The following is a 13,974-nucleotide window of genomic DNA, read 5'->3' on the forward strand; positions in this document are numbered from 1 at the left end:
GTTATGTCCTAGCCTCTTTTCACCATTTATTGTTTAATCTGCTTAAATGCTTGGGACTGTTCTTTAATTCCTCTTTCAGCAGCAAATCGTTCAATGCTTGATGCACCGAAGAAACCAACAATGCCATCCACACGTTCAATAACGTAGGCTGCATCGTCTGGTTCTGCAATCGGTCCACCGTGGCAAATGACCATAATTTCTGGATTAACAGAGCGACCAGCATCAACGATTTTTTGAATGCGCTTCACACAATCATCTAATGTTAATGCTGTTTGCGCTCCAATGGTTCCTTTTGTCGTTAAGCCCATATGTGCTACAAGAATATCAGCACCGGCTTCTGCCATCTTCTTCGCTTGTTCTTCGTCAAATACATACGGCGTTGTAAGCATATCCAATTCATGAGCTTTCTTTATCATATCTACTTCTAAATCATAGCCCATACCTGTTTCCTCTAAATTGGCGCGGAAGTTTCCGTCTATTAACCCGACTGTTGGGAAGTTCTGCACGCCGTGAAAACCTTGTTCTTTAAGTTGTTTCAAGAATACATCCATTACTCGAAATGGATCCGTGCCACACACTCCAGCGAGTACTGGTGTATGTTGTACAACTGGGAGCACTTCTTTTCCCATTTCCATTACGATTTCGTTCGCATCCCCATAAGATAATAAACCAGCTAAAGAACCTCGACCTGCCATACGGTATCGACCTGAATTATAAATGATAAGCATATCTGCGCCGCCCGCTTCACTACTCTTCGCCGTTATACCTGTCCCTGCACCGACACCTAATAGGATGTTACCTTGTTCGACTTCCTCTTTAAAGCGTTTTAGAATGTCTTGTCTAGTTAGCATACCCATACGCTCCTTTTTTTTGTTGAATAAATTGATGTAATTTTACAGCGGAAGCTACCGCAAAGGATTCATCATTAATGTGAGCATCCATCTCGATTACCTCCGCTATATTCTCATCTAAATGATCTTTCAGCGTTGTAAATAACACTTTATCTTCTTCATCACCGTAAAATGCTTGTCCTTCTTCATCAAGCGCTGATACACCTAACAAAGGGAGCATTAGTGCGGTATATTTGTTCGCCATATTTATTTTCTCTGCTAATTTCTTAGCAATCATCTTATTCTCTTCGACATTCGTTCTCATAAGGGTAATGTTCGGGTTGTGTTTATAGAGATTGCGATGAGCAAATTGTGTCGGTACGGTTTCATATGGCCCAAAGTTAACCATATCTAATGCCCCAACAGAAATAACTTGCGGAATGTGATGCTTCGCTGCTGCTTCTAAACGATGTTCACCAGCTGCTAATACGCCCCCAACTAATTGGTCTGCCCATTCTGTTGTCGTTAAGTCAAGCACTCCATCGATAAATCCTGCTTCAATTAACTGTTCCATCGTTCTCCCACCAACACCTGTTGCATGAAAAATAAGCACTTCATAGCCGAGATTTTCTAATGATATTTTCGCTTTTTCCACACAAGGAGTTGTAACACCAAACATCGTTGCGGCTATTAACGGCTTTTTCTTTTCTTCTTTCTTATGTTCAAATGTTAACATGCCTGCCATTGAATGAACCGCATTTGAAAAAATCTTCTTTGATATAACGTTAAGACCTGCTACATCAACAATCGAAGGCATAAACATAATATCACTTGTACCGATATACGATTCTGTGTTACCAGATGCAACCGTTGATACCATCAGTTTTGGAACACCGATTGGTAAAGCTCTCATTCCTGCAGTAGCAATTGATGTCCCACCACTACCACCAAAGGATAAAATGCCATCAAACTTCCCTTGCTCATATAACGTAGGCAGAAGTGTTTCTAAGCCTTGCGCTAATACGGCCGTTGCTTTTCCGCGATCTTTTTTTGCTGCTAAATCCTTCATATTTTCCCCAACAGCAGCAGCAATTTCACTACTTGAAACATCTGGTTTAAACAAGGGATCGAATACACCAGTATGTATCACAAATGCACGAAATCCTAAAGACTCGATCATTTCTTTTACATATAGAAACTCTTCACCTTTTGAATCTAACGTCCCAGCTAACGCAATCGTTTTTGGCATTTCTATCACTCCTCATTAAGTCATTATTCCTTAAAGAAAAACAAGAAAACAAAATCCAATACCGCTAATTAAAATGATACCGTTTTCGAATCTTACCGTTAATATGCTATTGTTCTGTCATTTTGTGCTTATGTTTGTTTTTGTATTGGGTAGGTGATACCCCGAATCGTTTTTTGAACATTTTACTAAATTGAGCATAATTGGTGTATCCCACCATTTCTGCAATAGTAGCTAATGGCATTTCCACTTCTCTCATCATTTCTCCTGCTCGATTAAGCCGGAAATCTATTAAATATTCAGAAAAGGTAACACCCACTTCTTTCTTAAATAATGTGCTTAAATAAGACCTAGATAGATTTAAAGTTTTCGCCATCTCATTTAAAGTGATATCTATAGGGTAATTCTCAGCAATGTATTGTTTCACATAAGATATATAGTCATATTGAAATTTCAATCCTTCAATCGTTTGTTGCATGGATTGATTAAATTTCACATTGGATGTTTCTTTAAATGATTGGGTTACCTGAAGTAAGATTCGTTCTGCTGGAATACGTTCAAACGCGGAACCTCCAATATATCCATGAATATCAGTGCCATCATAAATAAATTGCAGATCAATAGGATTATTAACGGGACCTCCATAAATCATTTTTAACACTTCTGAATTATACTCTTTACACACATTATCTATAGCAATCACTGTACGCTTGGCAGTTTGTAAAGAATGAAGTCTCTTAGCACCGAGCATTCCTCCTGTAGTTAATCCGAGGTGAATACATATAATATCTGCACCTGCTTGCAACATTTGAATTGCTTCCTGTTCATTAAAGACGAATGCTACCGTTAGTAAGTCCATCTCACTTGCAATCTTTATTGCTTCTACTTCCTTTTCATAAGTAAAACCATTTTCCTCTAGTGCAATTCTGAACGCACCGTCTATTAACCCGACCGTAGGATAATTATTAATACCTGCAAAACCTTTTTCTTTAATTAATCGAATGTATTGTTCTAAATGGATGGTTGGATCTGTTGCCGCTATACCGAACAGTAATGGTTTATCCTGCATTAAAGGTAGCAACTCCTTACTTGCAAAATCCATTACGAAATCATTATTATTCGAAAAGGGCAAAAATGCCGCTAAAGAACTAACCCCCATCTGACGGTAACGCCCAGAACTTAATGCTAAAATGAAGTCTGCCCCGCCTTTGATAGCATACTTAGCTGTTAAGCCTGACCCAGAAGCAACTCCAACTAATTGACGCTGTAGCGATAGTTGCTTTTTGAGACTATTTATCATCTCTTCTTTTCGATCCATAACGTTCCTCCACTACTATATAATTGTGTCACCTGTCCTTAGTTTATATCTGAACAATATAGTTGTACATTCCAAATTAATAACAGAAAAATCTTTGTAGTTAAATATTTCTTTCTATTGTCACAAAAATTACATTTCTCACACGGTTCCAAAGGCATTAGAAACGTGGTAGTATTATCTACTGTTAGAACTCTAGAATAAAAAAGGTAGGTATAAATATGAATTTCATAGATGCTGCTACAGGAATAGAAGCAGGGAAAGCGTATAAACGAGCGGACTGGGAAGATAACCAGTATATAGTGAAAGATGTAAACAATCGTATTCGTTTATTTAATGGCCATCGTCCAACATTTTATGAAGCATCTGTACAAGACGTAACAGCTAATGATTGGGTAGAATGTAATAAAGCAGAATGGATTATCTTCTCTGTGTGGAACGATCATGAATTAATGAACAGTCAATCATATACAACGTATCAATTGTGCCCTAAAGAACCTCAAGCCGCTAGTTGCATTCAAATAGACGCGGAAGAACTGCACGTTTGGTCTTCCTATATAACATTGAACATCAATGCCGATTCAAAGTATTTGGATGAGATAGAAATAAATAAAATTCAAGAAATTTTGCAGCGTAAAAGCTTGATTTCTTAAATAGAAGCCGCTATTTTTAGCGGTTTTATTTTTTATTAATCATTCGGAGTTGCTACTAAGTATTAATAAGATTTATACATACTAAAAAAACCACCTGAAATTTCAGGTGGCACTCCTATCAAGTTTCTGTCGGTTATTCAAACACTTTCTCATATTTCGCTTCTTTCCATGCTTGTGTTACATCCCCTGTTTTATCCACATCCACTATAAACGAGCCATTACTATAACGATCACTAAGTTTGTTTTCAAATGGAATAACGTTTTGGATTTCGCCATTTGCTGTTTGTATCGACATAACTTCTCGTCCATAAACGATTTCCAATGCAACAATGCGATGCGGGCTTCGTTTCAACTCTCTTAGCATTACAACGCCTCGTTTTGCACGATTGGATAACTCAAATTCTTTTAGCTTCATCCGCTTAACCGCTCCTCTTTGCGTGAATAGCACGATAGAAGGATCATCGTCTGGATGAAATACCTTACCCTTCACAATAAATTCTTCCTCTTTTAATTGCATGGCTTTCACGCCAGCCGCGCGTTGACCAATCACTTTCACTTCTGATTCGTGGAACCAAAGTCCATAGCCTTTGTTCGATGCAAGGAAAATGTGGTGATTACCATCTGTGACATGCACATCGACTACTTCGTCATCGTCTTTCACGTTTATCGCAACGAGAGCTTTCGTATATCGTTGCGCTTGATAAAGAGATAAATTACTTCGCTTGATCATACCATTTTTCGTTATAAACAATACGTACGTTTCGTCATGAAAGTCCCGAACAGGCAACGCTTTAATAATATGCTCATCCTTCTCCATGGAAATAATATTGGCAATATGTTGACCAAGGTCTTTCCAACGGATGTCTGGTAACTCATGTACCGGCAAATACAAATAATTTCCTTTGTTCGTGAATAACAGCAATTTATCGGTCGTATTTATTTCAAACAATCCGAGAAGGTAATCACCGTCTTTTATAGCAAATCCTTCTCCATTCGACGCAGCATATGAACGTAAGCTCGTTCGCTTAATATAACCAGCTTTCGTAATGGATACTAATATTTCCTCACTAGGTACCATTACTTCTAGGTTAATTTGTAAATCTTCTACTTCCGCTTGAATGGACGTCATCCGAGCTGTATGGTACTTCTTCTTCATTGCTTTTAAATCTTGCTTTATGACGCGGAACAGTTTCTTTTCATCTGCTAAAATGGCTTCTAATTCCGTTATAAGCTTCGTTAATTTTTCTGCTTCTTCTTGTAATGAAGTAATATCGGTATTCGTTAATCGGTATAATTGTAAATTCACAATTGCCTCTGCTTGCGGTTCTGTAAAATCATAGGCTTCCATAATACGATTCTTGGCATCTTGCTTATCTTTAGAAGAACGAATAGTCGCAATGACTTGATCTAATATGGAAATGGCTTTCATTAACCCTTCTAAAATATGGGCACGATCCTTTGCTTTACGTAAATCATATTGGGATTGTCTAGTAACGACTTCTTTCTGGTGCTCAATATAAGCATCAAGAATAGAAGGTAGATTTAACAACCGAGGCGTTTTTTCATGGATAGCTACCATATTAAAATGGTAACTAATTTGTAAATCAGTATTTTTATACAAATAATGTAATATACCAGTACTGTCTGCTTCTTTCTTCAATTCCACGACAATTCGTAAACCAGTACGATCCGTTTCATCACGAACTTCCGCAATACCTTCTACTTTTTTATCAAGTCGAAGCTCATCCATTTTCTTTACAAGGTTCGCTTTATTTACCTCATAAGGAATCTCATCTATGACGATTTGCTCACGGTTCCCACGTATTGGTTCTATTCGGGCACGGCCTCTTAATACGACTTTCCCTTTCCCTGTTTCATATGCTTTCTTAATACCATCGACACCTTGAATGATACCACCAGTTGGGAAATCTGGACCTTTTAAAACAGTCATTAAATCGTCGACCGTAACATTTGGCCGGTCTATCTTCATCATGACCGCATCAATTACTTCACTTATGTTGTGAGGCGGAATTTCTGTTGCATATCCAGCCGAGATTCCTGTTGAGCCATTCACAAGCAAGTTTGGAAACTTAGCTGGTAAAACAACTGGTTCAGAAAGGGTATCGTCAAAGTTCGGAATAAAATCTACCGTTTCCTTCTCTATATCGCGTAACAATTCAGAAGCTATACTAGATAGTCGAGCCTCTGTATAACGCATCGCAGCTGGTGGATCCCCATCGACACTACCATTATTTCCATGCATTTCAACCAGCACGTTGCGTAATTTCCAGTGTTGACTTAAACGTACCATTGCTTCATACACAGAGGAGTCGCCATGCGGATGGTAGTTCCCGATTACAGTACCAACCGTTTTTGCGGATTTACGATACGGCTTATCATGTGTGTTCCGCTCCTGTTGCATGGCATATAGTATTCTACGTTGTACAGGTTTTAGCCCATCACGTGCATCAGGTAAGGCTCTATCCTGTATAATATATTTACTGTATCGTCCGAAACGATCGCCAATTACTTCTTCAAATGGCAAATCCATAAATTTCTCTGTTTGCGCCAAAACGTAATCCTCCTCTATGACTGCAATTTATCGTTTTCTAATATGTTCGACTGCTCTTCTAAACCAAATGCTACATGGGATTCGATCCATTTCCGACGTGGTTCTACCTTATCTCCCATTAGCGTCGTTACCCTGCGTTCGGCTTGAGCAAGGTCATCGATTGTAACTCGAATGAGCGTCCGTGTTTCAGGATTCATCGTCGTTTCCCACAGTTGGTCTGCGTTCATTTCCCCTAATCCTTTATATCGTTGAATCGTATATCCATTTTTCAACTCTTTCAAAACCACTTGAAGTTCTTCTTCTTCCCATGCATAGTGTACTTGTTCTTTCTTTCCCTTTCCTTTCGATATTTTATACAAAGGAGGCAAGGCAATGTACACTTTACCAGCGCGTATCAATTCTTGCATGTAACGGTAAAAGAATGTAAGCAACAATACTTGAATATGTGCACCGTCCGTATCCGCATCTGTCATAATGATTACTTTATCATATTGACAGTCTTCTAAAATGAAGTCAGCACCAACACCAGCACCAATTGTATGAATGATCGTACCAACTTCTTCATTTTTCATGATGTCTTGTAATTTCGCTTTTTCCGTATTAATTACTTTTCCTCGTAACGGTAAGACTGCTTGGAAGCGCCGGTCTCTACCTTGCTTCGCTGAACCACCTGCTGAATCTCCCTCTACTAAGTAAAGCTCGTTCTTTTGAGGGTTTTTCGATTGTGCGGGGGTTAGCTTACCACTAAGCATCGTATCTTTTCGTTTCCGTTTCTTCCCTGTTCGTGCATCTTCACGCGCTTTACGAGCCGCTTCACGTGCTTCTTTCGCTTTAATGGCTTTTCGAATTAGCATGGACGCCACATCAGGGTTTTCTTCTAGAAAGTAAGATAATTTTTCAGAAACAATGGAATCGACAATAGAACGAGCTTCCGATGTCCCTAATTTCCCTTTCGTTTGTCCTTCAAATTGCAGCTTCTCTTCAGGAATACGAACAGAAACGACTGCAGTAAACCCTTCACGTATATCTGTACCTTCTAAATTCTTATCTTTCTCCTTTAGTAATCCATTTTTACGAGCATAATCATTAAAACTACGTGTAATCGCGGAACGTGCACCAGATTCATGCGTGCCCCCATCTTTCGTCCGAACATTGTTTACGAAAGACAACATACTCTCGGAGTACCCATCGTTAAATTGAAAAGCAAAATCTGCATGAATATCTTCTTGCTCTCCTTCAAAGGAAACGACCGAATGTAAGGAATCTTTTTCCTCATTCAAATACTTAACAAACGATTCAAGTCCATCTGGATATTGATAGCTTTCTTGTTGATCACTACGTTTATCTAGTAATACAATTTCTAATCCTTTTAATAAAAAAGCCGCCTCACGAAGCCGCTCCGATAACGTTTCAAAGTGATACGTTGTCGTAGAGAACATCGTCGTATCTGGTTTAAAATGAATACATGTTCCACTTTTGCGCGTTGCTCCTTTATGTTCTAAAGAAGTTACCGGCTTACCTCCAGCTTCAAAACGCTGATAATACGTTTCACCTTCGCGATAAATCGTAACCTCTAACCATTCAGACAAAGCATTGACAACCGATGCTCCAACACCATGTAAACCACCGCTTGTTTTGTATCCTCCTTGCCCAAACTTACCACCTGCGTGAAGTACTGTTAAAATGACTTCCGGCGTTGGCTTTCCAAGACGATGCATCCCCGTTGGCATACCACGACCTTCATCACGAACAGAAATACTATCATCTTTATGAATCGTAACTGTAATCGTATCACCATATCCAGCTAACGCTTCATCTACCGCGTTATCGACTATTTCATAAACAAGGTGATGCAATCCCCGATGGTCTGTACTACCTATATACATACCAGGCCGTTTACGTACCGCCTCTAGCCCTTCTAATACTTGGATAGAATCATCATTATATTGTGTGTTCAATTTAGCCAATCTAACGTACTCCTTTCGTTACTCTCTCACTATATTAGAACAGATGTTCGTTTTTGTAAATAAGAGCTTACGAGCTGGGCGTATATTCCCGATCTCTTTTTTTCTTATTGTAGCTTGTTTCCTTCATTTAGCAAACTACCATTTTCAATCATTGTTATAATTTCACTTACTTGCAAGCCATTCAGTAGAAGTGAAAAATAGCAAAATCCCTGCATGAACAGGGATTTTGCTCCTTTACTTACCTATTGTAACAGAATGTGCTACTTTAATACATACATCCATAATAACGGTGACGCCATGTTCCCGCAAATAATCATTCGCCTCATCTGATTGTATACCTTGCTGCGCCCAAAAAACAGGCGCATTCGTTTGCACCGCTTCACGAGCTACATCCGGCAAATATTCCGAACGACGAAATACATTGATAATATCGACTGGCTCTTCCAATTCGGCTAATGAGGCAATCGCTCGTTCCCCTAAAGCTTCGTCAATCGTTGGATTTACCGGAATAATTTTATACCCTGCATCTTGCATCGCTTTGGAAACTTGATAAGAAGTTCGTTCTGGATTATTCGATAAGCCGACAACAGCGATTGTGCTCGCATTGGTCAAAATCTCTTTCAATTGTTCATTCGTTGGGTTTTGTATAGTCATTGAACACACTCCTTTATTCCATAATATCCTTTTCTTTTAAGTATTCTCTTGCTACAGAAATGGGCTCCTGTTCTTCAAAATCAACTTTATAGTTCATTTGCTGCATTTCTTCTTTTGTAATTTGCCCGCTTAGTTGATTTAAAATTGTTTCAAGTTCTGGATATTCCTCTATTGTTTCCTCTCTCATTACTGGAGCACCTTGATAAGGCGGGAACAAATGCTTCGGATCGTCTAACACCTTCAAATTGTACTTTACCATATATCCATCGGTTGCATAAGCGTCAATTAATTGAACATCTCCTGTTTGTATCGCTTGCTGACGAACACCAGGCTCCATCGTGTTCACATCTAACTGAAGGCCATATACTTCCTTCATCCCTTGATAACCGTCGTAACGATCATGAAATTCTAACGTAAAGCCTGCGATCAGTTTATCTTGTACAGACTTAACATCACTTATCGTTTCTAACCCATATGTATTAGCAACTTCTTGAGTGGTCGCAACAGCATACGTATTATTGTAATTCATAGGAGGTAGCATTACCATATCATATTGTTGTTGTAATCCAACTCTAGCTTGCTCATATACTTCTTCTGCTTGATTACTACTTGCTTCCGCCCCCAATAAAACGTTAATTGCTGTACCAGTAAACTCTGGATAAATATCAATATCCCCTTTTTTTAAGGCTTCAAACACAAAATCTGTTTTCCCTAGATTAGGTTCTGTATCCACCGTTAAATCTGTTTCTTCCTCAATTAGCAATTTATACATATTCATTAAAATAGCCGGTTCTGCACCTAATTTACCACCGACAACTAAATCTGCCTCTTGATCCTCGTTAATAAAGAACGGAACGGTTACGGTGAACAATGCAATGATTAACATCGCTTGTAAAGAACGAAATCCAGACTTTGCACTCGTTCGTTCGAATAACCGCAATATCCCATCTAATACAATTGCCATTATAGCTGCTGGAATAGCACCTAACAAAATAAGTGGAACATTCCCACCTTTATCTATACCTAACAATATGAGTTCACCTAATCCTCCTGCACCAATAAGAGCAGCAATTGTAGTTGTACCGACGATTAATACCATAGACGTACGAATACCGCCCATAATGACAGGCATCGCTAACGGCAATTCTACAGTAGACAAGCGTTTAAAAGAACTCATCCCCATTCCCGTTGCTGCTTCCTTTAGAGAAGAATCTACTTCTTTTATTCCGATGTAAGTATTGCGCAGAATCGGTAAAAGCGCATAAGCCACCAATGCGACAATAGCAGGCTTCGTTCCAATACCTAAAAACGGAATTAGAAAAGCTAATATCGCCAAACTCGGAATTGTTTGAAGAACAGCAGTTATCCCAATGATACTTTCTGCTAGTTTCGTAAACCGTGTTAACACTAGTCCTAATGGAACAGCAATGATGATGGCAATAAGTAATGCGACAACGGACAGTTGCAAATGCTCCCATATCGCTTGATACAGCATATCCTGTCTCTGTTGATACACTTCTATTAAGGAACTCATTGTTGAATCACCCCATTTTCTAGCGTCGTTTGCTGTTGTAAATAGTGCACAATATCCCGATAAGACAGCGTACCAATCAACTGATCACCATTAACAACTGGTAATATTTGCACATCATACCAATCAAAGACGCTAGTCGCATGTCGAAGATGCATATCATGTCGTAAAGTAGGATATTGTATATATTCTCCATTTAAAATAGCACCTTTGTAAAAGCCCTCCTCTTCCTGTACGAAATACAATCCTTCTTGTGGAAAAGGTGAATGATTGACTAATACGTGCTCAACAGAGACATCAACCATTACATCGACCGCTGTTTGCCACGGGGATTTACGTTCACCAACGAAGTTTTTCACAAACGCATTTTCAGGCTGTAATATAATTTCCTGAGGAGTAGAGATCTGAACAATTTCTCCCTCGTTCATTAAACAAACACGATCTCCTAACGCTAACGCTTCCTCTATATCATGAGTAACGAAGACAATCGTTTTCTTTATTTCTTTTTGTAAATGTTGAATATCTATTTGCAGTTGTTCCCGACTTATTGGATCCAAAGCGCTAAAAGGTTCATCCATCAATATAATGTCAGGGTCAGCAGCTAAAGCGCGAATTACGCCCACACGTTGTTGTTGCCCACCTGAAAGTTCACTAGGCTTACGTTTTCGATACGTTACAGGATCAAGCCCTACCATATTCATCAACTCGTCAATACGTGCTCGTATCTTTGATTTACTCCAACTCTTCATTTCTGGCACAATCGCAATATTTTCTTCAATTGTCATGTGTGGAAACAAAGCAATTTGTTGCAAAACATAGCCGATATTCCATCGTAGTTCATTCATTTTATACTTCGAAATATCCCTGTTCCGTATATAAATATGACCTTCTGTTGGTTCAATTAAACGATTAATCATTTTAAGTGTCGTCGTTTTCCCACAACCACTCGGTCCGATTAATGTAAGTAATTCCCCTTCTTCAACCGTAAAGGAAATATGTTTAACAGCTTTCGCACCATCTTTGTACGACTTACTTACATTCTTAAATTCAATCATACTTGTCCTCCCTATAATTACAAATCTTATGTCATATAATAAAGGAAATGATCAAGGAATGCATACATCTTGCATATTACATCAACCTACTTGAATCGTTTTTTTAGATTGCAGGATTATGATAAAGGAATAACGAAATATATGTACATAGACTAGACATTTCAATTGGAAATAAAAGAATAGTGTTCTTTATTGGCTCTCTTTTTGATAGAATCAAAATAGTAAAATGATTGCACAAAGGAGTTATCTTATGGACTATATTATTTATGGACTTATCGCTTATATTATTGGTTCTATTCCATTTGGGCTTATTGTTGGAAAGATTGGTTATCAAACAGACATTCGTGAACACGGAAGCGGGAACCTAGGTGGCACGAATACGTTTCGTGTATTAGGTATTAAGGCTGGATTGATTGTCACCATTGCAGATATTCTCAAAGGAACATTCGCTACTTTAATTCCATTCTTTATGAATAGTGAGGTTATGCTACTCATCATTGGTGTGTTTGCAGTTCTCGGGCATACGTATCCATTGTTCGCTAAGTTTAAAGGCGGAAAAGCGGTCGCAACATCTAGTGGCGTCATCTTAGCTGTTCAACCCATTTTGTTCCTTGTCATGCTTACGACATTTTTCATCATACTGTATGTAAGCAAATATGTATCCTTATCCTCCATGGTGACAGGAATTATTACAGTCATTGTTTCAATCGTACTTGGAAACGTGGGATTAATTATCGTATCCACTTCCTTGACAGCGTTTGTCATTTATCGTCATCGTGCAAACATAAAGCGAATACTAAATAAAACAGAACCTAAAATTAAATGGATGTAATAACGACCCACTTGTTATTCGATGCAAGTGGGTTTGTTATACTAGAAAACGGGGAAATGATGTATGATATTCATTGAATCCATTTTAAAATGCTAGCACCTTGTTGAAATCCTAACAAATCTAATAACCTCCTCATTCGCTCGTATCTTTGTTGTCTTATGACTCAAGTTTTCCCGATGACGTTGCGTTTCAATTAGGCGGCATAAGTGAATTTAATGGGATATTATTTAAAGTAAACAATTTGGAAATTAACTCAAGTATAAACAATGACTACACGTCACGCACTTTAAGCCTAGAAGCATTCTCATAAGTTCAAAAAATTGATTACGCTCCTTCTTTTCCTTTATACTTTGAGTAGCGTAATATTAGAGTTCGAAAGGAGTCATCGTTATGAATAAAACAAACCTTAATCCAATGAAACAATTACCTTCTAAAGAAGAACGTCATAAATTATTCGGGTCTGTAGAACCTGGTCCACGCACAAAGCCAGTAGAAAAGAATAAAATGGCTGATTTACAAAACTCGAAGAAAGATTTTCTGTTTGATATAGACGTCGTTGGTATATCGAACGTGAAGCATCCAATCCGCATTCATAGTTCACTAAAACCAGAAATCCAAACAACAATAGGTACATTCCGCTTCTCTTCTAGTATCAAGAAGGGCAGCAAAGGAACGAATATGAGCCGCTTTACAGAACAGCTAGATAAATACCACAATGAAGGATTCGCCATTGATTTATACACATTGAAGGCATTCACCAAAGAATTAGCGGAGCGACTCAAACAAGAGGATGCATATGTGGAAGTGACATTTCCTTGGTTCTTTGAACGAAAAGGTCCTTTCTCGCAATTAACTGGACTAAACCATGCTAATGCTACATTAAAAGTGAATTACGACATCCATACTGGTTACGATATCGAAGTGGCTTTGCAAGGAACGATTACGACACTTTGTCCTTGCTCCAAAGAAATTAGTGAGTATTCTGCTCATAATCAACGCGGACAAGTAACGATGTCCGTTAAATTAACAGATGACTTTAACGAGCAAGAAGTGGATTGGAAGGCGGCATTATTAGAAGCAGCTGAATCAAATGCAAGTGCCCGTATCCATCCTGTGTTAAAGCGCCCAGACGAAAAAGCGGTAACAGAACAAGCCTATGAGAACCCTCGCTTTGTTGAAGATATTGTACGATTAGTCGCCGCTGATCTATATGAAATGCCTTTTGTTCAATCATTCTATGTCGCATGTCGCAATGAAGAATCCATTCATTTGCATGACGCCATTGCTGAATTACACTATGACAAAACAAGTGAGTGACC

At 38.6% G+C, this 13,974-nt stretch carries 11 protein-coding genes; 3 read left to right on the top strand and 8 right to left on the bottom strand.

Features of this window, described 5'->3' with window-relative positions; translation table 11 throughout:
- Positions 1-26: 26 nt before the first annotated feature.
- From N784_RS06025 to N784_RS06035, 3 genes are all read right to left on the bottom strand, one after another.
- On the bottom strand, positions 27-851 hold the full coding sequence (locus tag N784_RS06025; protein ID WP_408633506.1) for a phosphoenolpyruvate hydrolase family protein: 825 nt from the start codon (positions 849-851) through the stop codon (positions 27-29).
- On the bottom strand, positions 841-2,079 hold the full coding sequence (locus N784_RS06030; RefSeq protein ID WP_036833306.1) for a Tm-1-like ATP-binding domain-containing protein: 1,239 nt from the start codon (positions 2,077-2,079) through the stop codon (positions 841-843). Before N784_RS06030 ends, N784_RS06025 begins: the two co-directional genes overlap by 11 nt.
- Before the next feature lie 106 nt (positions 2,080-2,185).
- A complete protein-coding gene (locus N784_RS06035; protein WP_036833307.1) occupies positions 2,186-3,394 on the bottom strand; it encodes a phosphoenolpyruvate hydrolase family protein in 1,209 nt (402 codons plus the stop codon).
- Between the two features lie 218 nt (positions 3,395-3,612).
- Here N784_RS06035 and N784_RS06040 point away from each other — a divergent pair, with 218 nt between their 5' ends.
- The gene (locus N784_RS06040) at positions 3,613-4,044 is read left to right on the top strand and encodes a Thoeris anti-defense Tad2 family protein (RefSeq protein ID WP_036833308.1); all 432 of its coding nucleotides are present in this window, start codon (positions 3,613-3,615) and stop codon (positions 4,042-4,044) included.
- A 133-nt stretch (positions 4,045-4,177) separates the two neighbouring features.
- Here the strand turns inward: N784_RS06040 and parC are convergent, their stop codons facing one another.
- The 5 genes from parC to N784_RS06065 all read right to left on the bottom strand — a co-directional run bounded on the left by parC (position 4,178) and on the right by N784_RS06065 (position 11,823).
- Complete coding sequence (parC, locus tag N784_RS06045) at positions 4,178-6,616, bottom strand: DNA topoisomerase IV subunit A (protein ID WP_036833309.1); 2,439 nt, start codon at positions 6,614-6,616, stop codon at positions 4,178-4,180.
- A gap of 14 nt (positions 6,617-6,630) precedes the next feature.
- The gene (gene parE / locus N784_RS06050; protein ID WP_036833310.1) at positions 6,631-8,583 is read right to left on the bottom strand and encodes a DNA topoisomerase IV subunit B; all 1,953 of its coding nucleotides are present in this window, start codon (positions 8,581-8,583) and stop codon (positions 6,631-6,633) included.
- A gap of 234 nt (positions 8,584-8,817) precedes the next feature.
- Positions 8,818-9,231: a CoA-binding protein gene (locus N784_RS06055; RefSeq protein WP_232305981.1), complete on the bottom strand. Its 414-nt coding sequence runs from the start codon at positions 9,229-9,231 to the stop codon at positions 8,818-8,820.
- 19 nt (positions 9,232-9,250) lie between these two features.
- Entirely contained in the window at positions 9,251-10,771 is a 1,521-nt protein-coding gene (locus N784_RS06060) for an ABC transporter permease/substrate-binding protein (protein WP_036833313.1), read from the bottom strand.
- Complete coding sequence (locus tag N784_RS06065; protein WP_036833314.1) at positions 10,768-11,823, bottom strand: ABC transporter ATP-binding protein; 1,056 nt, start codon at positions 11,821-11,823, stop codon at positions 10,768-10,770. The genes N784_RS06060 and N784_RS06065 overlap by 4 nt, the downstream gene beginning before the upstream one ends.
- Positions 11,824-12,073: 250 nt before the next feature.
- Between N784_RS06065 and plsY the strand changes: the two genes are divergently transcribed.
- Together plsY and folE2 are read left to right on the top strand one after the other, a co-directional pair.
- A complete protein-coding gene (gene plsY, locus N784_RS06070; RefSeq protein ID WP_036833316.1) occupies positions 12,074-12,655 on the top strand; it encodes a glycerol-3-phosphate 1-O-acyltransferase PlsY in 582 nt (193 codons plus the stop codon).
- A gap of 390 nt (positions 12,656-13,045) precedes the next feature.
- Complete coding sequence (folE2, locus tag N784_RS06075) at positions 13,046-13,972, top strand: GTP cyclohydrolase FolE2 (protein WP_036833318.1); 927 nt, start codon at positions 13,046-13,048, stop codon at positions 13,970-13,972.
- The last annotated feature ends 2 nt before the right edge of the window (positions 13,973-13,974 follow it).

Origin of the sequence: Pontibacillus litoralis JSM 072002 (assembly GCF_000775615.1) — a bacterium.
GTDB classification, from domain to species: domain Bacteria; phylum Bacillota; class Bacilli; order Bacillales; family BH030062; genus Pontibacillus; species Pontibacillus litoralis.